Here is a 22391-nt window from a genome sequence, read left to right on the forward strand (position 1 = left end):
CGTCGAAGGCCTCCGCGAACACCGGGAAGGCGGTGTGCAGTTCCCGCCCCATGCCCAGGCGCTGGCTGCCCTGCCCCGAGAACAGGAACGCGGTCCGGCCGGCGGTGCCTGCGGAGGCCGTGCCCGACACGGTATCCGGGCCCGGGGTCTCCCCGCGGGCGAGCGCGGTCAGGCCGCGCAGCAGGTCGTCCCGGTCGTGGCCGGTGATGACGGCACGATGCAGGAAGGCGGCGCGGGTGGTCGCCAGGGACAGGGCGATGTCCGTCGCGTCGGCGCCTTCGGTGGAGCGGAGGTGGGCGAGGAGGCGTTCCGCCTGGGCCCGCAGGGCGTTCTGGTCCCTGGCGGAGAGCAGCCAGGGGACGGGCGGCTGCGCGTGGCTCCCGTCGGGGCCGCCGTCATTCCCGTCGGTGCGCGTGGCGTCCGGGGCCTGTTCGACGATGACGTGGGCGTTGGTGCCGCTGACGCCGAAGGAGGAGACGCCCGCCCGGCGCGGACGGCCGTCGTGCTCCGCCCACTCCCGGGCCTCCGTCAGCAGCCGCACGTCTCCCGCGGACCAGTCCACATGCGGGGAGGGCTCGTCCACGTGCAGGGTCTTCGGCAGCACCCCGTGGCGCATCGCCATCACCATCTTGATCACACCCGCCACACCGGCCGCCGCCTGCGTGTGCCCGATGTTGGACTTGACCGTGCCCAGCCACAGGGGCCGGTCGTCCGCGCGGTCGGTGCCGTAGGCCTTCAGCAGGGCCTGGGCCTCGATGGGGTCGCCCAAGGTGGTGCCGGTGCCGTGGGCCTCGACGGCGTCCACCTCGGCCGCGGTGAGCCGGGCGTCGGCCAGGGCCTGGCGGATCACCCGCTGCTGGGCCGGCCCGTTCGGGGCGGTCAGGCCGTTGGAGGCGCCGTCCTGGTTGATCGCGCTGCCGCGGACCACGGCCAGGACGCGGTGTCCGTTGCGGCGGGCGTCGGAGAGCCGCTCCACGAGCAGCATGCCCGCGCCCTCGGCGAGGCCGGTGCCCTCCGCCGAGGCGGCGAAGGCGCGGCAGCGGGCGTCGGGGGCCAGTCCGCGCTGACGGCTGAAGCCGATGAGGGCGCCCGGGGTGGACATGACGGTGACGCCGCCCGCGAGGGCCAGGTCGCATTCGCCCCGGCGCAGGGACTGTGCGGCGAGGTGCAGGGCGACGAGGGAGGAGGAGCAGGCCGTGTCGACCGTGACCGCGGGCCCTTCCAGGCCGAAGGTGTAGGCGACCCGGCCCGAGACCACCGAGGCGGAGTTGGCGGTCAGGAGGTGGCCTTCCATGCCCTCGGTCTGCTCCTGCGAGAGGCCGATGGCGTAGTCCTGGCCGTTGGTTCCCGCGAAGACCCCGGTGCGGGAGCCGCGCAGGGTGGCCGGGTCGATCCCGGCCCGTTCGAAGGCCTCCCAGGAGGTTTCCAGCAGCAGCCGCTGCTGCGGGTCCATGGAGAGGGCCTCGCGGGGCGAGATCCCGAAGAACGCGGGGTCGAAGTCGCCCGCGTCGTGCAGGAATCCGCCTTCCCTGACGTAGCTGGTGCCCGGGTGGTCGGGGTCGGGGTGGTAGAGGGCGTCGAGGTCCCAGCCGCGGTTGGCGGGCAGGCCGGTGATGGCGTCGGTGCCGTCGGCGAGGAGGGTCCAGAGGTCCTCGGGGCTGCGGACCTCGCCGGGGAGCCGGCAGCTCATGGCGACGATCGCGACGGGTTCCTCGGCGCCGCCGGTGGCGGCCCGGCCGGACGCGGTGGGCGCGGCGGTGACGAGGGCCGTGCCGGGGTGGCCGCCGGGGATCTCGTCGAGGAGGTGGGAGGCGAGGGCGGCGGGGGTGGGGTGGTCGAAGACCACGGTGGCGGGGAGGCGGACGCCGGTGGCGGAGGCCAGCCGGTTGCGGAGCTCCATCGCGGCCAGCGAGTCGAAGCCGAGTTCCCGGAAGGCCCGGCCGGGGTCGATGGCCTCGGGGGTGGCGTGGCCGAGGACGGAGGCCACCTGGTTGCGGACGAGGGTGAGCACGGTGTCCCGGCGCTCGGCGGGCGGCAGCGCGGCCAGCCGGGACAGTTCGGCGGAGAGGCCGCCGGTGCCGGCTGCGGCGCTCTGCGCGGTGCGGCGCGCGGGGGTGCGGAGCAGTCCGCGCAGCAGGGCGGGGACGGGGCCCGCCGCCCGGGCGCGCAGTGCGGGCAGGTCGAGGCGTACGGGGGCCAGGGCCGCGTGGTCCAGGGTGCGGGCGGTGTCGAGGAGGTGCAGGCCCTCGTCGGCGGTGAGCGGGACGAGTCCGGCGCGGGTCATGCGGCGCAGGTCCTCGTCGGCGAGCCGGGTCTGGTCCCCGCGTTCGTCCCAGACGCCCCAGGCGAGGGAGGAGGCGGGCAGGCCCTGGGCCCGGCGCTGGTGGGCGAGGGCGTCGAGGAAGGCGTTGCCCGCCGCGTAGGCGCCCTGTCCGGCGCCGCCGAGGGTGCCGGCGAGGGAGGAGAAGAGGACGAAGGCGGAGAGGTCGAGGCCGCGGGTCAGTTCGTGGAGGTTGAGTGCGGCGTCGACCTTGGGGCGCAGGACGAGGTCGAGGTCCTCGGGGGTGAGGGAGTCGACGAGTCCGCCGGCGACGACGGCCGCGGCGTGGACGACCGCGGTGAGCGGCCGGTCGGCGGGGACGGCCGCGAGGAGGGCGGCGAGGGCGTCCCGGTCGGCGGCGTCGCAGGCGGCCACGGTGACGGTGGCGCCGAGTGCGGCGAGTTCCTCCTGGAGCGCGGCGGCGCCTTCGGTCTCGGGGCCGCGGCGGCTGGTGAGGAGGAGGTTGCGGACGCCGTGGGCGGTGATGAAGTGGGCGGCGACGAGCCGGCCGAGGGCGCCGGTGCCTCCGGTGATCAGTACGGTGCCCTCGGGGTCGACGGCGGGGGTGGTGGCGGGTTCCGCGGCGACGGGGACGCGGGCCAGCCGCGGCACGGACATCCGGCCCTCGCGCAGGGCGAGTTGGGGCTCGCCCGTGGCGACGGCGGCGGGCAGGCGGCGCAGGGACCGGGGGGTGCCGTCGGTGTCGGCGAGGACGAGGCGGTCGGCGTGCTCGGACTGGGCGGAGCGGACCAGGCCCCAGACGGGGGCGTGTGCGGGCCGGGTGTCGGGTGCGCCGTCGGTGTCCTCGCCCGGTACGGCGACGGCCCGGTGGGTGAGGAGGACCAGCCGGGAGGCGGCGAAGCGGTCGTCGGCCAGCCAGTCCCGCAGGAGGGCGAGGGTGCCCCGGGCGCTCTCGCGTACGGCTGCGGCGTCGGCGCCCGGTGCGCCGCCGGTCGCGGGGAGGACGACGGCCACGGTCGCGGGGACGGCCGTGCCGGCGGTGACGGCCGCGGCCAGGGCGGCGAGGTCGGGGTGGGTGGCGGGGCGGGTACCGCCGGTCTCCAGGGCGGCGGCGGTCTCCTGGAGGGCCGTCTCCCCGGTGCCGGTGCCGATGAGGGCCCAGGGCTCCGCGGGGGCGGCGGTGTCGGCGAGCGGCTGCGCCGGCCACTCCACCCGGTAGAGGGATGCGTGGTGTGCGGTGAGCGCGGCCCGCAGGTGTTCCTCGCGGACCTCCCGGAAGGTGAGCGTGCCGACGGTGGCCACGGCCCGGCCGGCGTCGTCGGCGGCGGTGACGGCGACCGCGTCGGCTCCGGCCGGGGTCAGCCGGATCCGCAGCCGGGTGGCGCCGGTGGCGTGCAGGCGTACGTCCTGCCAGGCGAAGGCCATCCGTCCGGTGCCCATGTCCCCGAGCGGGCCGAAGCCGACGGCGTGCAGCGCGGCGTCGAGCAGGGCCGGGTGCAGCCCGTAGCGGTCGGCGTCGGCGCGGGCGCCCTCGGGCAGGTCCACCTCGGCGAACACCTCGTCGCCGAGCCGCCAGGCGGCGTGCAGGCCCTGGAAGACGGGGCCGTAGGCGAAGGAGCGTGCGGCGAGCTCGGCGTAGAAGCCGTCCAGGTCGACGGGGGTCGCGCCGGCGGGCGGCCATGCGGCCGGCGCCGCTGCGGCCGCGGGGGCGGAGGTGGCGGGCGCGGAGTTCAGCACGCCGGTGCCGTGGCAGGTCCAGCCCTCCTCGGCGGCGGTGTCGGGGCGGGAGTGGACGGCGAAGCGCCGGTCTCCGGACCCGTCGGCCGGGCCGACCGCGACCTGGACGAGGACGCCGCCCTGCTCGGGCAGGACCAGCGGTGCCTGGAGGGTGAGTTCGGCCAGGTTGTCGCAGCCGAGGTGGTCGCCCGCCCGGACGGCGAGTTCCACGAAGGCCGTACCGGGCAGGATGACCGCGCCCAGCACCTCGTGTTCGGCCAGCCAGGGGTGCGTGTGCGTGGACAGCCGGCCGGTGAGCAGCAGGCCGTCGGCGTCGGCGAGGGTGGTGACGGCGCCGAGCAGGGGGTGGTCGGACGGGGCGAGGCCCAGGCCCGCCGCGTCCGCCGGGGTGTGGGGGGCGTCGAGCCAGTAGCGCTCGTGCTGGAAGGCGTACGTGGGCAGCGGGATCCGGCGGGCGTCCGGGGCGCCGAGGACGGCCGGCCAGTCGAGGGCGACGCCGTGCGCGTGGGCCTCGGCGGCGGAGCGCAGGAAGCGGTCGGTGCCCCCTTCGTCGCGGCGCAGGGTGCCGAGGGCTACGGCGCCGCCGCCCAGGTCGTCGAGGGTCTCCTGGATGCCGACGGTGAGCACCGGGTGGGCGCTGACCTCGATGAGGGCGCCGTGCCCGTCGCGGACGAGGGCGCGGGTGGCCTCCTCGAAGCGGACGGTCTGGCGCAGGCTGCGGTACCAGTACTCGGCGTCGAGCCGGTCGGTGTCCAGGGCGCCGCCGGTCACGGTGGAGTAGAACGGCACGTCGCAGGCGCGGGGGGTGATGTCGGCGAGCGCTTCGAGGACGCGGGCGCGGACGGCCTCGACGTGCGCGGAGTGGGAGGCGTAGTCCACGGCGATCAGCCGGGCCCGCATCCCGTCGGCGTGCAGGGCGTCGCGGAGCTCGGTGAGGGCGTCGCCGTCGCCGGAGACGACGATGGAGGAGGGGCTGTTGACGGCGGCGACGGACAGCCGCTCGCCCCAGGGCGCCATCCGGGGGGTGAGCCGGTCCAGGGGCAGGGCGACGGAGAGCATGCCGCCCCGGCCGGACAGCACGGTCAGCGCCCGGCTGCGCAGGGCGACGACCTTTGCGGCGTCCTCCAGGCTGAGCGCGCCGACGACGGCCGCGGCGGCGATCTCGCCCTGGCTGTGGCCGGCGACGGCCGCGGGGTGCACCCCGTAGGAGCGCCACAGTTCGGCGAGGGAGACCATCACGGCGAACAGGACCGGCTGGACGACGTCGACCCGGTCGAAGCCGGGGGCGCCGGGCGCACCGCGCAGGACCGCCGTCAGCGACCAGTCGACGTGGGGGGCGAGGGCTTCCTCGCACTGGCGCATGCGCTCGGCGAACACGGGTGCGGTGTCGAGGAGTTCGACGGCCATGCCGGCCCACTGGGAGCCCTGGCCGGGGAAGACGAAGGCGGGCCGGCGGGTGTCGTCGGCGGTGCCGCGCACCACGTCGGTGCCGGCGGGGGCGGGCGTGCCGGGCTCCGCGTCGGCGAGGTGGTCCAGGGCGCGGTCCAGGCCGGCCCGGTCGGCCGCGAGGAGGACGGCGCGGTGGGGGAAGGCGGTGCGGGTGGTGGCGAGGGAGTGGGCGATGTCGGCGGCGGTCGGGGCGGCGGCACCGGGTGCGGCGGGCAGGGCGGCGAGGTGGGCGCGGAGGCGGGCGGCCTGGGCGGCGAGAGCGGCCGGGGTCTTGGCGGACAGCGGCCAGGGGATCGGGCGGGGTCCGCCGTCCGGGGCTCCGGCGGCGGCGTCGGCGTGGTCGCCGCCGATGCCGGTGAGGGCGGCGGCGCGGTCGGCGAGGGCCGTGCCCAGGGTGGCGGCCCGGCCGGCGAGGGCGGTGGCGGCCCGGTCGGCGAGGGCCGCCACCGCGTTGGTGGCGGCGCGCTCGGGGGCGGGAGCCGCGTCGGGGGCGGTGGACGCGCCCGGGGCGGCGGCGTCCCCGTCCGGGGTGGGGGACGTGCCGGGGCCGGCGGGCGTGCCTGACGTGACATCCCCGCCCGTGGTCCCCGAGGAGGCGGGCGTGCCCGAGGGGGCGACCGTATCCGAGGGGGCAGCAGTGCCCGGGGCGGCGGGCGGGCCCGAGGAGGCAGGCGTACCCGAGGAGGCAGGCGTACCCGAGGAGGCAGGCGTACCCGACGGGGCAGCAGTGCCCGAGGCGGCAGACACGCCCGACGGGGCGGGTGTGCCCGCGGTGGCAGGCGTGCCCGCGGTGGCAGGCGTGCCCGCGGTGGCAGGCGTGCCCGCGGTGGCGGGCGGTTCGGCGGGGGTGAGGTGCTGTTCGATGACGACGTGCGCGTTGGTTCCGCTCACGCCGAAGGCGGAGACGGCCGCCCGGCGGGGCCGGCCGGGCTCCGTGCCGGGCCAGGCGGTGTTCTCGGTGACCAGCGAGACGGCCCCCGCGGACCAGTCGACGTGCGGGGTCGGCTCGTCCGCGTGCAGGGTCTTCGGCAGGACGCCGTGGCGCAGCGCCTGCACCATCTTGATGACGCCCGCGACACCGGCCGCGGCCTGGGTGTGCCCCAGGTTGGACTTGACGGAGCCCAGCCACAGGGGCCGGTCGGCGGGCCGTTCCCGGCCGTAGGTGGCGAGCAGGGCCTGGGCCTCGATCGGGTCGCCGAGGGTGGTGCCGGTGCCGTGGGCCTCGACGATGTCCACGTCGGACGGGGACAGCAGGCCGTTGGCCAGGGCCTGGTGGATGACGCGCTGCTGTGCGGGCCCGTTGGGGGCGGTGAGCCCGTTGGAGGCGCCGTCCTGGTTGACGGCGGAGCCGCGGACCACGGCCAGGACGGGGTGTCCGAGCCGGACCGCGTCGGAGAGCCGTTCGACGAGCAGCATGCCGACGCCCTCGGACCAGCCGGTGCCGTCGGCGGCGGCGGAGAAGGCGCGGCAGCGGCCGTCGGGCGAGAGGCCGCGCTGGCGGCTGAACTCGACGAAGGTGGTCGGCCCGGCCATCACGGTGACGCCGCCCGCCAGCGCCAGGTCGCACTCGCCCTGCCGCAGGGCCTGGACGGCCAGGTGCAGGGCCACGAGGGAGGAGGAGCAGGCCGTGTCGATGGTGACGGCCGGGCCCTCCAGACCGAGGGTGTAGGCGATGCGGCCGGAGACCACGCTGCCGGTGTTGCCGGTGCTCACGTACCCCTCGATGCCGTCGGGCATGGCGGGGAGGCGGGAGACGTAGTCGTGGTACATGACCCCGGCGAACACGCCGGTGCGGCTGCCGCGCAGGGACTGCGGGTCCATCTCGGCGCGCTCGACCGCCTCCCAGGCGGCTTCGAGGACGAGCCGCTGCTGGGGGTCCATGGCCAGGGCCTCGCGCGGGCCGATCCCGAAGAACCCGGGGTCGAACTCGGCCGCCCCGCGCAGGAATCCGCCCTCGCGGGTGTAGGTGGTGCCGGGGTTCTCGGGGTCGGGGTCGTAGAGCGCGTCGAGGTCCCAGCCCCGGTCGGTGGGGAAGCCTGATATGGCGTCACGGCCCGAGGCGATCAGGTCCCACAGGTCCTCGGGGGACTCGACTCCGCCGGGGAAGCGGCAGCTCATGCCCACGATCGCGATCGGTTCGCGGTTCTTGCCCTCGGCCTCGCGCAGCCGCTGGCGCGCGTGACGCAGATCGACGGTGGCGCGCTTGAGGTAGTCGCGGAGCTTGTTCACATCGGTCGTCATCTGGTTTCTGTTCCTCAACGCGAAGGGATGGGCGTGCTGGTCGATCAGTGGGTGTCGAGTTCGCCGTCGAGCAGGTCGAAGAGCTCTTCGTCGGAGGCCTGCGCCACGTCGTCCGCGGTGTCCCCGCCGGTCTCGCGGCCGGGGGCCGGTGCGCCGCCGGTACCGGGACCGGCGGCGGCCTCGCGCCATTTCGCGAGGAGGACCTCCAGCCGCAGGGCGGCGGTGGCCCGGGTCGCCCGGTCGTGCGCTGCGCGGGCGAACGCGGTCTCCAGCCGGTCGATCTCGGCGAGCAGCGAGGGGGCGTCCCCGTCGGCGCCCGCTCCGGCGGCGGGCAGCGCGCCGGCCAGGTGGTCGGCGAGGGCCGCCGGGGTGGGGTGGTCGAACAGCAGGCTCGCCGGGAGGCGCAGCCCGGTGGCCGTGCCCAGGTGGTTGCGCAGTTCCACGGCGGTCAGCGAGTCGAAGCCGAGGTCGCGGAAGGCCTGGGAGGCGCCGACGGACTCGGCGGAGGTGTGGCCCAGTACGGCGGCCACCCGGTCCCTGACGAGGCCGAGGAGGATCCGCCGGCGCTTCTCGTCGGAGGCCCCCGCCAACTGCGCGGCCAGCGCCTCCGTCCCCGCCGCGGGGTCCTCCGCAGGACGGGCCGGGGTCCGCACGAGGCCGCGGAGCAGGGCGGGGACGGGCCGGGTGCCGGCCCGGCGGCCCGGCGCGGACGGGTTCAGCCGTACGGGCAGGAGCACGGCGTCCGGGTCGGCGACGGCCGCGGCGGTCGCCGCGTCGAAGAGGGCGAGGCCCTCGTCCGGGGAGAGCGGCGACACGCCCGCCCGGGCCATCCGGGCGACGGCCGCCGCTCCGGCCCCGCCCAGCATCCCCTGCGGGCCCTCGGTGCCCGCCCAGGGCCCCCAGGCCAGCGAGACGGCCGGCAGTCCCGCGGCGCGGCGCGACTGGGCGAGGGCGTCCAGGCAGGCGTTGGCGGCGGCGTAGTTGGCCTGGCCCGCCGTGCCGAGGGTGCCGGCCAGCGAGGAGAACAGCACGAAGGCCGCCAGGTCCCGGTCCCGGGTCAGTTCGTGCAGGTGGAGCGCCGCGTCCGTCTTGGGCCCGAGGACCCGGTCGAGGCGTTCGGCGGTGAGCGAGCCGACGGGGGCGTCGTCGAGCACGCCGGCCGCGTGGACCACCGCGGTGAGCGGGTGGGCTGCGGGGATCCCGTCGAGCAGGGCGGCGAGGGCGGTCCGGTCGACCGCGTCGCAGGCCGCGAGGGTCACCTCGGCGCCCAGGGCGCCCAGTTCGGCGGCGAGGTCGGACGCGCCCTCGGCGTCGGGGCCCCGGCGGCTGGTCAGCAGGAGGTGGCGCGCGCCGTGCGCGGACACCAGGTGCCGGGCCAGCAGCCGGCCCAGGGCGCCGGTCGCCCCGGTCACCAGGACCGTTCCGGCCGGGTCCAGCCCGAGGGCGGAGGCGTCCGCCGCGGTCGCGGGGGCGGCCGTGCGCGCCAGGCGCGGCACGAGCACCCCGCCCTCCCGGACGGCGCACTGCGGCTCCCCGGTGGCGAGCGCCGCGGCCAGAGCGGCGTCGAGGGCGGGGCCCTCGGTCGCGCCGGTCTCCACGTCCACGAGGACGAACCGGTCGGGGTGTTCGGACTGGGCGGACCTGACCAGGCCCCAGACGGCGGCCTGGGCCGGGTCCGGCCCGGCGGCGTCGCCGGCGCCCGCGCGGACCGCGTTCCGGGTGACGAGGACCAGCCTGCCCGGGTCCTCCTCCCCCGCCTCGGCCGCCGCCAGCCGCTCCTGCACGAGGGCCAGGGCGCGGGCCGCCGCGTACCGCACCGCGGCGGAGGGGTCCGCCGGCCGGTCCGCGAGCTCCGCCTCCAGCCGGACGACGACGTGGCCGGCGGCCGGCGCCAGGGGCGGGGCCGGCGTCGCCCCGGTCCACTCGACGCGGAACAGGGCGTCCTGGAAGCGGCCGGCCCGCGCAAAGGCGAGCTGCTCGGCGGAGATCGGCCGCAGGACCAGGGCGTCCACGGAGGCCACGGTCCGGCCGGCGGGGTCGGCGGCCAGCAGGGAGACGGCGTCCGGGCCGGCCGGGGCCAGCCGGACCCGGAGGGCGGCCGGGCCCCCGGACGGGGCGGCGGACAGCCTGACCCCGGTCCACGAGAAGGGGACCCGCGCCCGCTCGGCGCCGGCCCCGGCGGTGCCGGCCCCGTCCGTACCGCTGCCGGACTCCGTGCCGAGCAGGCCGTCGCCGAGCGCGACCGCGTGCAGCGCGGCGTCCAGCAGGGCCGGGTGCAGCCCGAATCCGGAGACGTCGGTCCCGTCGGGGAGCTGCAGTTCGGCGAAGAGCTCCCCGTCCCGGCGCCACGCGGCGCGGACGCCCCGGAACAGCGGGCCGTAGTCGAGCCCCAGGCCGGCCATCCGCTCGTACAGGGAGTCCAGCGACCCGGCGGCGACCGGGACGGCCTGCGGCGGGGGCCATGCGGCCAGGTCGGTCCCGTCGCCGGCGGGCGCGGCGGCGGACAGGGTGCCCGCAGCATGGCTCGTCCACGGCACCTCGGCGGGCGCGCCCTGGGGCCGCGAGTGGACCTCCAGCGCCCGGCGGCCGTCGGCGCCGGGGGCCGCGACCCGTACCTGTACGTGGACGGCCCCGTCCTCGGGGAGGACGAGCGGGGCCCCGAGCGTCAGTTCGTCCAGCCGGTCGCAGCCGACGCCCTCGGCGCGGGCGGCGTGCAGCGCCAGGTCCACGAAGGCGGTGCCGGGGACGAGTACGGCGCCCAGGACGACGTGGTCGGTGAGCCAGGGGTGCGTCGCGAGCGACAGCCGCCCGGTCAGGACGAGCCCTTCACCGTCGGCGAGCGGGACGGCGGCGCCGAGCAGGCGGTGGTCCGCCTCGGCCAGACCGGCGGCGGAGACGTCACCGGGGGCGGGGGCCGACGCCAGCCAGTAGCGCGTGCGCTGGAAGGGGTAGGTGGGCAGGTCGACGCGGCGGGCGCCGCGGCCGGCGAAGACCGCCTCCCAGTCGACGGGGGTGCCGTGGACGTGGAGCCGGGCGAGCGCGGCGGAGACGGCCGGCTCCTCGGCGCGGTCGGCGCGCAGGAGGGCGACGGCCACCGCGTCCTCGTCCAGGACCTCCTGGGCGAGGGCGGTCAGGACACCGCCGGGCCCGATCTCCAGGAAGGTGCGCACGCCGTCGGCGGCCAGGGTGGTGACGGCGTCGGCGAAGCGGACGGCCTCGCGGACGTGGCGCACCCAGTAGTCGGCGGAGCCGAACTCCTCGGCGGTGACGGTCCCGCCGGTGAGGGTGGAGACGACCGGCAGGGACGGGGACCCGAAGGAGACGGACTCCGCGACGGTGCGGAACTCCTCCAGCACCGGGTCCATCAACGGGGAGTGGAAGGCGTGCGAGACGGACAGGGCCTTCGTCTTGCGGCCCTCCGCCGCCAGCTTCCCGGCCAGTTCGGCGACCGCGTCCCCGGCACCCGAAAGCACCACGGACGTAGGCCCGTTGACCGCGGCGACGCCCGCCCGGTCCCCGAACCCGGCCAGCAGCTCCCGGACCTCCTCCTCGGAAGCCTGGACCGCGACCATCACCCCGCCCGAGGGGAGTTCCTGCATCAAGCGGCCCCGCGCGGCCACCAGCTTCGCCGCGTCCTCCAGCGACAGCACACCCGCGACATGGGCCGCCGCGAACTCGCCCACCGAATGCCCCGCCAGGAATTCCGGGCGCACGCCCCAGGACTCCACCAGCCGGAACAGCGCCACCTCGACGGCGAACAGGGCGGGCTGTGCGTACCGCGTCTCGTTCAGCTCCTCCGCGTCCTCGCCGAACACCAGCTCCCTGAGCGGGCGTTCGAGGTACGGGTCCAGGGCCGCGCACGCCGCGTCGAAGGCCTCGGCGAACACCGGGAAGGCGGCGTGCAGTTCCCGCCCCATGCCCGGGCGCTGGCTGCCCTGCCCGGAGAACAGGAAGGCGTGCTTCCCGCTCCCCGGTGCGGCCTCGGCGCGGACCACCGCGCGGGAGGGAGCTCCGTTGGCCAGCGCGGTCAGGGCCTCCCGCATCCCGTCCGGGTCCTCGGCGGTCACGGCCGCGCGGTGCTCCAGGGCGCTGCGGCCCGTGGCCAGGGCGTAGGCCACGTCCAGCGCCGTCCGGTCCGGGTCCTGGGCGTACGGCAGGAGGGCGCGGGCCTGGGCGCGCAGGGCCTCCGGGCTCTTGGCGGAGAGCAGCCACGGCGCCGTGAACGGTGTGGCGGGGCCGGTCCCGGCGGGGGTGTCCGGGGCCTGTTCGAGGACGACGTGGGCGTTGGTGCCGCTGAAGCCGAACGAGGAGACGGCCGCCCGCCGGGGCCGGGGCCCCTGCGCCCATGCGACGGGCTCGGTGAGCAGGCGGACCGTGCCGGAGGTCCAGTCGACGTGCGGGGAGGGCTCCTCGGCGTGCAGGGTCCGGGGCAGGACGCCGTGGCGCATCGCCTCGACCATCTTGATGATCCCGCCCACCCCGGCCGCGGCCTGGGTGTGCCCGATGTTGGACTTGAGGGAGCCCAGCCACAGCGGCCGGTCCTCCGACCGCCCCTGCCCGTACGTCGCCAGCAGTGCCTGCGCCTCGATCGGGTCGCCCAGCCGGGTGCCCGTGCCGTGGGCCTCCACCGCGTCCACGTCGGACGCGGAGAGTCCGGCGTTCGCCAGGGCCTGTTCGATCACGCGTTCCTGCGCGGGGCCGTTGGGGGCGGTGAGGCCGTTGGAGGCGCCGTCCTGGTTCACCGCCGAGCCGCGGACGACCGCGAGGACGGGGTGGCCGTTGCGCAGGGCGTCCGAGAGCCGTTCCACCAGCAGCACGCCCACGCCTTCCGCCCAGCCGGTGCCGTCGGCGCCGGCGGAGAAGGCCTTGCAGCGGCCGTCGGCGGCCAGTCCGCGCTGGCGGCTGAACTCGACGAAGGCGCCGGGGCCGGCCATCACGGTCACCCCGCCCGCGAGGGCGAGTTCGCATTCGCCCTGGCGCAGGGCCTGCACGGCGAGGTGCAGGGCGACGAGGGAGGAGGAGCAGGCCGTGTCGACCGTGACCGCGGGCCCTTCCAGGCCGAAGGTGTAGGAGAGCCGGCCCGAGATGACGCTGCCCGAGTTCCCGGTGCCGAGGAAGCCCTCCACTCCCTCGGGGACGGTCTGCAGGGACGAGGCGTAGTCGTGGTACATGACGCCGGTGAACACGCCGGTCCGGGAGCCGCGCAGGGCGGCCGGGTCGATGCCGGCGCGTTCGAAGGCCTCCCAGGAGGTCTCCAGCAGGAGCCGCTGCTGCGGGTCCATGGCCAGGGCCTCGCGGGGGGAGATCCCGAAGAAGGCGGCGTCGAACTCGCCCGCGTCGTAGAGGAACCCGCCCCGCAGGGTACTGCTGGACCCGGCGGTTCCGCCGCTCGCGGAGAGGAGGTCGAGGTCCCAGCCCCGGTCCTCGGGGAAGCCGGCGATGGCGTCGGTGCCGGCGGTGAGCAGCCGCCACAGCTCCTCGGGGGACCGTACTCCGCCGGGGTAGCGGCAGCCCATGGCGACGATGGCGACGGGTTCGTCGGCGGCCGTCCCGGCGGGGGCGGCCGGGCGGGTGGCGCCTGCGGTCCGGGGGGCGTCCGTCAGGCGCCGCAGGAGGTGGCGGGCGAGGGCGTCCGGGGTGGGGTGGTCGAAGACCAGGCCGGCGGGGAGGCGTACGCCGGTCGCCGAGGCGAGGCGGTTGCGCAGTTCCACGGCGGTCAGGGAGTCGAAGCCGAGCTCCCGGAAGGCCTGCCCGGCCTGGACGGATTCGGGGCGGCCGTGGCCCAGGACGGCGGCGGCGTGGGTGCGGACGAGGCCGACCAGCAGGGCGGTGCGGCCCGCCTCGGGCAGGGCGGCAAGCCGCTCGGCCAGGGCGGAGCGGGCGCCCTCGGGCGCCGCGGCCGCGGCGGCCTCGCCGCGGCGTACGGGGGCGGGGACCAGGTCCCTCAGGAGGGCGGGCAGGGTGTCGGCGCGGGCCTGCTCGCGCAGGGCGGGCAGGTCCCAGCGGACGGGTACGAGCAGGGGTTCGGCGGAGCCGAGGGCGCGGTCGAGGAGGCCGAGGCCCTCGTCGGTCTCCAGGGCGAGGAGCCCGGAGCGGCCGATGCGGCGCTGGTCGGCCTCGGCCAGGCCGGCGGTCAGGGTGCTGCTGCGGGCCCACAGGCCCCAGGCCAGGGAGACGGCGGGCAGGCCGTCCGCGCGGCGCTGCTGGGCGAGGGCGTCCAGGGCGGCGTTGGCGGCGGCGTAGTTGCCCTGGCCGGGGTTGCCGAAGACGCCTGCGGCGGAGGAGAAGAGGACGAAGGCGGAAAGGCCGAGGTCGCGGGTGAGCTCGTGCAGGTGGAGGGCGCCCGCGACCTTGGGCGCGAACACCCCCCGGATCCGCTCCGGGGTGAGGGCGGGGACGACGCCGTCGTCGGTGACGCCCGCCGCGTGGACCACGGCGGTCAGCGGGTGCGCGGCGGGGAGCGCCGCCAGCGCGGCGGCCAGCGCCTGCCGGTCGGACACGTCGCAGGCCACGGTGTCCGCCACGGCTCCCCGGACGGCGAGTTCGGCCGCGAAGGCGTGGGCGCCGTCGGTGTCGGGGCCGCTGCGGCTGAGGAGCAGCAGCCTGCGGACGCCGTGCCGGGCCACGAGGTGGCGGGCCACCAGGCGTCCCAGGGTGCCGGAGGCTCCGGTCACCAGGACGGTGCCGTGCGGCGGGAACACCGGGGCCGGGTCGGCTCCGCCGTCTGTGTCGTGTCCGGCCGCCGGTGCGCCGGCGCGGGCCAGCCGGGGTGCGAGCAGGGCGCCTCCGCGGAGCGCCAGCTGCGGTTCGCCGGTGGCGGCCGCGGCGGCGAGGAGGGCGGGGTCCGGGTCGGCGGTGGCGGCCCCGGTGTCGAGGAGGAGGAAGCGGCCGGGGTTCTCGGACTGCGCCGAGCGCACCAGCCCCCAGACGGCGGCCTGCGCCGGGTCGGCGCCCTCTGCCGGGCCGGTGGCGACGGCGCCCCGGGTGACGAGCAGGAGGAGGGAGTCCGCGCAGCGGGCGTCCGCGAGCCATTCCTGGACGAGGGCGAGCGCGGTCCGGGCGGCCTCGGCGGGCCGGTCGGCGTCCGCCCCGGGGGTGTGTCCCTCCCCCGGCACGGCGACCGTGACAGCCACGGTGTCCGGGACCGGGGCGTCCTCGGCGTGCAGGGCGGAGAGCGAGTCGAGCAGGGTGACGGGTGCGGGCGCGGCGGGCCCGGCCGCGGCGGGGTCCGCGGGGGTCCACACCTGCCGGAACAGCCCGTCGCCGCCGGACACCGCCGCCGCGGCCAGCTGTTCGGCCGCCACGGGGCGCAGCACCAGGGAGTCCACGCAGAGCACGGGCCGGCCCGCTCCGTCCGCGAGGTGCAGCGTGACGGCGTCCTCCGCGCCGGGCGCGGGGGCCAGGCGGACCCGGAGGGTGGCGGCTCCGGTCGCGTGCAGGGTCACCCCGTTCCATTCGAAGGGGATGCGGGGCCCGCCGTCGTGCGGGGCGTCGCCGAGGCCGGCGGTGTGCAGGGCGGCGTCGAAGAGCGCGGGGTGCAGGCCGAATCCGGTGGTGTCGGTGCCCTCGGGCAGCGCGATCTCGGCGAAGAGCTCCTCGCCCCTGCGCCAGCCGGCGCGGACCCCCCGGAACAGGGGGCCGTACTCCAGGCCGAGGCCGGTCATGCGGTCGTAGAGGGCCTCGGGGTCGGCGGGTTCGGCGTCGGCCGGGGGCCACGGGACGGGCGCGGAGGCATCCGTGGGTGCGGGTGCGGGGACGGGGGCCAGGAGGCCGGAGGCGTGGCAGGTCCAGGTGTCGGCGTCGAGCGCCTCGTCCGGCTGGGAGTAGAGGCGTACGCCGCGCCGGCCGTGGGCGTCGGCGGTCTCGACGACGGCCTGGAGCCGCACCCCGCCCTGCGCGGGCAGGACGAGCGGGGCCTCCAGGGTGAGCTGCTCGATCCGGCCGCATCCGGCCTGGTCGCCGGCGCGGACGGCCAGCTCGACGAGGGCGGTGCCCGGCAGGAGGGCGCTGCCCAGGACGCGGTGGTCCGCGAGCCAGGGATGCGTGGAGAGCGAGACGCGGCCGGTCAGCAGGACGCCCTCGCCGTGGGCCAGGGTCACGGCGGCGCCGAGCAGGGGGTGGTCGGCGGGGCGCAGGCCGGCGCCGGAGAGGTCGCCGGTGGCGGGCCGGGTCTCGAGCCGGTACTCCTCGCGCTGGAAGGCGTAGGTGGGCAGGTCCACGCGGCGTGCGCCGCGGCCCGCGAAGACCCCCTCCCAGTCCACGGGCGTGCCGTGGACGTGGAGGCGGGCGAGGGCGGAGGTGACGGCCAGGTCCTCGGGCCGGTCGGCGCGCAGGGCGGGGACCACGACGGCGCCGTCGTCGAGGAGGTCCGCGGCCAGGGCGGCCAGGACGCCGCCGGGGCCGATCTCCAGGAAGGTGCCCGCGCCTTCGGCGGCGAGGGAGGCGACGGCGTCGGCGAAGCGGACGGCCTCGCGGACGTGCCGCACCCAGTACGTGGCGGAGCGGAACTCGTCGGCCGGTACGGGGCGGCCGGTGAGGGTGGAGACGACCGGCAGGGCGGGCGCTGCGGAGGACACCCCGTCGAAGGCCTTGCGGAACTCCTCCGACACCGGGTCCATCAGCGGGGAGTGGAAGGCGTGGGAGACCGGCAGCTCCTTGGACTTGCGGCCCTGGGCGGCCAGCCGGCCGACGACGGCGGCCACGGCCGCGGCGGCGCCCGAGACCACCACGGAGGCGGGCCCGTTGACGGCGGCGATCCCGGCCCGGTCCTCGTACCCGGCCAGCAGTTCGCGCACCTCCTGCTCGGAGGCCTCGACGGCGGCCATCACCCCTCCGGCGGGCAGCGCCTGCATGAGGCGGGCCCGGGCGGCCACCAGGCGGGCCGCGTCGGCGAGGGAGAACACCCCGGCCACGTGGGCCGCGGCGAACTCGCCGACCGAGTGCCCGGCCAGCAGGTCCGGGCGCACGCCCCAGGACTCCACCAGCCGGAACAGGGCCACCTGGAGGGCGAACAGGGCCGGCTGCGCGTTCCCGGTCCGGTTCAGGAGGCCGGCGTCCGTGCCGAACACGACCTCCTTCAGGGGGCGTTCGAGGTGCGGGTCCAGGGCTGCGCATGCGGCGTCGAAGGCGTCGGCGAACACGGGGTGGGCCGCGTACAGTTCGCGTCCCATGCCCGGGCGCTGGCTGCCCTGGCCCGAGAAGAGGAACGCGGTGCGGCTGCGGGGCAGGACCACGCCCGTCGCGGTGCCGGCGTCCGTGGTGTCGGGAACGTCCTCGCCCCGAGCCAGCCGGTCCAGGGCCCGGCGCAGCCCTTCGGGGTCCGCGGCGACGACGGCGGCGCGGTGGTCCAGTGCGGCCCGGGTCGTGGCCGTGGACAGGCCGAGGTCGGCCAGGGAGTGTTCGGGGTGGTCGGCGGTGTGGCGCAGGAGGCGGGCGGCCTGTGCGCGCAGGGCGGCCGGGGTCTTCCCGGACAGCAGCACGGGCGTGCGGCCGGCCGTGGGCCGGGGGGCCGGTGCGGCGGCGGGCTCCGGTGCCGGTTCCGGGTGGGGCGGCTCCTCCAGGACGACGTGGGCGTTGGTGCCGCTGAACCCGAAGGAGGAGACGGCCGCCCTGCGGGGCCGGTCGCCCTCCTTCCACGGGACGGGCTCGGTGAGCAGGCGTACCGCGCCGGAGGACCAGTCGACGTGCGGGGACGGGGAGTCCACGTGCAGGGTCCTGGGGAGCAGGCCGTGGCGCAGGGCCTCGACCATCTTGATCACTCCGCCGACGCCGGCCGCCGCCTGGGTGTGCCCGATGTTGGACTTGAGGGAGCCCAGCCACAGCGGCCGGTCCTCCGGGCGGCCCTGTCCGTAGGTGGCCAGGAGGGCCTGGGCCTCGATGGGGTCGCCCAGGGTGGTGCCCGTGCCGTGCGCCTCCACGGCGTCCACGTCGGCGGGGGCCAGCCGGGCGTCGGCCAGGGCGTGGCGGATGACCCGCTGCTGGGAGGGGCCGTTGGGGGCGGTCAGGCCGTTGGAGGCGCCGTCCTGGTTGACGGCGGAGCCGCGGACCACCGCGAGGACCGGGTGGCCGTTGCGGCGGGCGTCGGAGAGCCGCTCCACGAGGAGCAGGCCGAGGCCCTCGCCCCAGCCGGTGCCGTCGGCGGCCGCCGCGAAGGGCTTGCAGCGGCCGTCGGCGGCCAGGCCGCGCTGGCGGCTGAAGTCCACGAAGGAGGTGGGGGTGAGCATGGTGGTGACGCCGCCCGCGAGGGCCAGGTCGCATTCGCCCTCGCGCAGGGCCCGCACCGCCAGGTGCAGGGCGACGAGGGAGGAGGAGCAGGCCGTGTCCACGGTGACGGCCGGTCCTTCGAGGCCGAAGGTGTAGGACACCCGGCCGGAGACCACGCTGGCCGCGCTGCCGGTGCCGATGTAGCCGTCGACGTCCTCCACCGCCTGCTGGAGCAGGGCGGAGTGGTCGTGGTACATCACGCCGGTGAACACCCCGGTCCGGCTGCCCTTGAGCGAGGTGGGGTCGATGCCGGCCCGCTCGAAGGCCTCCCAGCAGGACTCCAGGAGGATCCGCTGCTGGGGGTCCATGGTGAGCGCCTCGCGGGGCGAGATCTCGAAGAGGCCGGCGTCGAAGAGGCCGATGCCGTCGAGGAAGCCGCCCTCGCGGACGTGGCTGGTGCCCCGGGTGTCCGGGTCGGGGTGGTAGAGCCCCTCCAGGTCCCAGCCCCGGTCGTCGGGGAACTCCGTGATGGCGTCCCCGCCCTCCGCGAGGAACTCCCAGAGCCCCTCGGGGGTGGTGATCCCGCCGGGGAAGCGGCAGCTCGTCGCGACGATGGCGATCGGCTCGTGGCGGGCCTCGTCGAGGTCCCGCAGCCGCTCGCGGGCCTCGTGGAGGTCCGCCGACACCCGCTTGAGGAAGTAGCGGAGCTTTTCCTCGTTGTTGTTCGCCTGGAGGTCAGTCACTGGGGTCACCTTTTGCATCGAGCCCGTACGGGCGGGGGGCCGTGGGGCCCGTGCGGTCGGGGGGCCGTGGGGCCCGCGCGGTCGGGGTGCCGGGAGGGCCGGGGGAACGGCCGCATCGGCGGGGGTGCCGGGAGGGCCGGGGGAACGGCCGCATCGGCGGGGGTGCTGGGAGGGGGCCGGAGTCCGGAGTACGGCGGAGGGGGGGTGCGGGGCGCGCGGCCCCGCACCCGGTGCGGTTCAGGAGATCCCGAACTCCTTGCCGATGAAGTCGAACATCTCGTCGTCCGTCGCGGTGTGGAGCCCGTCCGCGACGCCGCCGGCGTCCGCCTCCCCCTGGCCGGCGGGCACGGCCCACCGGTCCAGGAGCCGGCGCAGGTGCGCCGTGACCGCGTCGCGGGCGTCCGCGTCGTCCGTCGCCGTGCCCTGCAGCTCGGTCTCGATCCGGTCGAGCTCGGCGAGCAGCCCCGTGACGTCCCGGCCGGCCGGGGCGGCCTCGGCCCCCAGGTGGTCGGCCAGTTCGGCGGGGGTGGGGTAGTCGAAGACGAGCGTGGGCGACAGCCGCAGCCCGGTCTCCCTGCCCAGCCGGTTGCGCAGCTCGACGGCGGTCAGCGAGTCGAACCCGAGGTCGCGCAGGGCCTGGCCGGGCCGCACGTCCCGGGGGGAGGAGAGGTCCAGGACCGCGGCCACGTGCTCGCACACCAGGTCCAGCAGCAGGGTGCTCCGTTCGGTCTCGGAGAGCCCGGCCAGGCGGGACGTCAGGTCCCCTGCGGCACCGCCCGGCCGGGCGGCGGCCCGCTCCGCTCCCCCGCCGGCGGCGGAGCGCCGGGCCGGGACGCGGACCAGGGAGGCGAGCAGGGCCGGCAGGGTGCCGGCCGCGGCCTGCCCGCGCAGCTCCGCCTGGTCCAGGCGGACCGGGACGACCGCGCTCTGCGGGTGGGCCGTCGCGGCGTCGAAGAGGCCGAGGGCCTCCTCGGTGCTCAGTGGCAGTACGCCGCTGCGGGACATCCGGCCCCGGTCGGCGTCCGTCAACTCGCCGGTGATGCCGCTGCTTTCGGCCCACAGCCCCCACGCCAGGGACACGGCCGGCAGGCCGGCGGCGCGGCGCTGGCGGGCGAGGGCGTCCAGGAAGGCGTTGGCGGCGGTGTAGTTGGCCTGGCCCGCCGCGCCGAAGACGCCGGCGGCGGAGGAGAACAGGACGAACGCGGAGAGCTCCATGCCGCGGGTGAGCTCGTCCAGGTGCAGGGCGGCGTCCACCTTGGGACGGAAGACGCGGTCGATGCGCTCCGCCGTGAGGCCGGTCAGGATCCCGTCGTCGGTCACCCCGGCCGCGTGCACCACACCGGTCAGCGGGTGCGACTCGGGTACGGCGCCCAGCACCCGGGCGAGGGCCTCGCGGTCGGCCACGTCGCAGGCGGCCACGGTGACCCGGGCCCCCAGGGCGGTCAGCTCCGCCTCCAGTGCGGGCATGCCCTCGGCCGCGGCGCCCCGCCGGCTGACGAGCAGCAGGTGACGCACCCCGTGCCCGGTGACCAGGTGCCGGGCGACGTGCCCGCCGAGCAGGCCCGAGGCGCCCGTGACGAGGACCGTGCCGTCGGCCGTGAACGCGGGTCCGGCCTCGCCGGGCAGGACCGGGGGTCCGGTCCGCGCCAGCCGGGGCACGAGGACCGCCCCGCCGCGTACGGCGAACTGCTCCTCGCCCGAGGCCAGCAGGGCGGGCAGGGCCCGCGCGGACGCCGGGTCGCGGTCGAGGTCGACCAGGACGAAGCGGCCCGGGTCCTCCGCCTGCGCCGAACGCACCAGGCCCCAGATCGCGGCCTGCGCCGGGTCCACCTCCTTGTCGCGGTCCTCCTCGCCGCGCCCCTTGGCGGCGACGGCGTTGCAGGTCAGCACGGCCAGCCGGGAACCGGCGTACCGGTCGTCGGCGAGCCACCGCTGGAGCAGCTCCAGGGCGCGGTGGGCCGTCGCGTGGACGTGGGCGACGGGGTGGTCCCGGTCGGGCTGGACGTCGACGGCCGCGAGGAGGACGGCGGGCGCCGGGCCCTCCCCTGCGCCGTACGGATCCGCCAGGTCGGTGCGGAAGACGACGTCCATGCCGGAGTCCTCCAGTGCCGCGCGCAGTCCGTCGTCGCCTCCGACGAGGGTCCACGGCCCGCCGGGACGGTCCACGGGGTCCTCCGGGGTGAGGGGAAGGGGGGTCCAGTCGAGCCGGTAGAGCGAGTCCTGCCGCCCGTGTGCCCCGCCTGCCTCGGCCAGTTGCTCCGCCGAGACGGGGCGCAGCACCAGGGAGTCGACGGAGGCCACGGGCCGGCCGGCCTCGTCGGTGGCCAGCAGGGCCACCGAGTCGGCGCCGGCCGGGACGATCCTGACCCGCAGGGCGCGGGCGCCGGTGGCGTGGACGGTCACCCCGTTCCAGGCGAAGGGGATCCGCCCGCGTCCGGCGTCGGGCAGCAGGCCGGCGAGGCCGATCGCGTGGAGGGACGCGTCCAGCAGGGCCGGGTGGACGCCGAAGCCGGTGACCGCGGTCTCCTCGGGCAGCCGTACCTCGGCGAACACCTCGTCGCCGCGCCGCCAGAGCCCGTGCAGGCCCTGGAACACCGGTCCGTAGCCGAAGCCGAGCCCGGCCAGCCGCTCGTACGCGCCGCCGGTGTCCAGGGACTCGGCCCCGGGGGCCGGCCATGCGGAGAGGTCGGAGGGCTGCTCCCGGTCTGCGTGGGCTTCCACGGAGACCACACCGGTGGCGTGGCAGGTCCACGGCTCGGTGGAATCTGCGGTCTCGGGGCGGGAGTAGACGTTGACCGTACGGTGCCCGGTCGCGTCGGGCCCGCTGACGACGGCCTGGAGCTGCACGGCGCCGTCCTCGCGGAGCACGAGGGGGGCGCCGAGGGTCAGCTCGTCCACCCGGTCGCAGCGCACCTCGTCGGCGGCGCGCAGCGCCAGGTCGACCAGTGCGGTGCCGGGCAGCAGGACCGTGTCCATCACGGTGTGGTCGGTGAGCCAGGGGTGGGTGGCCGGGGACAGCCTGCCGGTCAGCAGGGCCCCCTGGCCGTCGGCGAGGGGTACGGCCGCCCCCAGGAAGGGGTGCTCGGCGTCCACGAGGCCGGCGGCGGCCACGTCACCGGCCGGGGCGACCGGGGCGAGCCAGTAGCGGCGGTGGTGGAAGGCGTAGGTGGGCAGGTCGACGGGGTGGCGGGCCGGTCCGGCGTGGACGGCGGCCCAGTCGACGGGGGTGCCGTGGACGTGGAGCCGGGCGAGGGCGGTGGTGACGGCGAGCTCCTCGGGGCGGTCGGCGCGCAGGAGCGCGACGGCCACGGCCTGCTCGTCGAGGACCTCCTGGGTGAGGGCGGTCAGGATCCCGCCGGGGCCGATCTCCAGGAGGGTGCGCACCTCCTCGGCGGCGAGGGTGGTGACGGCGTCGGCGAAGCGCACGGCCTCGCGGACGTGGCTCACCCAGTAGTCGGCGGAGCGGAACTCCTCCGCCGAGACCATCCGCCCGGTGAGGGTCGAGACGATCGGGAGCGTCGGGACCTCGAAGGAGACCGATGCGACGACCTCGCGGAACGCGTCCAGCACCGGGTCCATCAGCGGCGAGTGGAAGGCGTGGGAGACGGACAGGGCCTTGGTCTTGCGCCCCTCGACCGCCAACCGCTCCACCACGGACGCCACGGCGTCCTCCGCACCCGAAACCACCACGGACGAAGGCCCGTTGACCGCGGCAATACCGGCCCGGTCCTCGAACC

General features: G+C 77.3%; 3 protein-coding genes. All 3 read right to left on the minus strand.

What is annotated here, in order from left to right; genetic code table 11:
* Window positions 1-7708, minus strand: a 7708-nt coding sequence (locus ACIRBY_RS38295) for an SDR family NAD(P)-dependent oxidoreductase (RefSeq protein WP_403909953.1), incomplete at its 3' end; no start/stop codon positions are given.
* Window positions 7709-7752: 44 nt separating this feature from the next.
* Window positions 7753-18654, minus strand: coding sequence for a type I polyketide synthase (locus tag ACIRBY_RS38300; protein ID WP_403909956.1), 10902 nt, complete (start codon window positions 18652-18654; stop codon window positions 7753-7755).
* 237 nt (window positions 18655-18891) lie between these two features.
* On the minus strand, window positions 18892-22371 hold the full coding sequence (locus ACIRBY_RS38305; protein ID WP_403909959.1) for an SDR family NAD(P)-dependent oxidoreductase: 3480 nt from the start codon (window positions 22369-22371) through the stop codon (window positions 18892-18894).
* Window positions 22372-22391 lie beyond the last annotated feature (20 nt).

Source organism: Streptomyces sp. NPDC096136 (assembly GCF_044763325.1).
Taxonomy (GTDB): Bacteria; Actinomycetota; Actinomycetes; order Streptomycetales; family Streptomycetaceae; genus Streptomyces.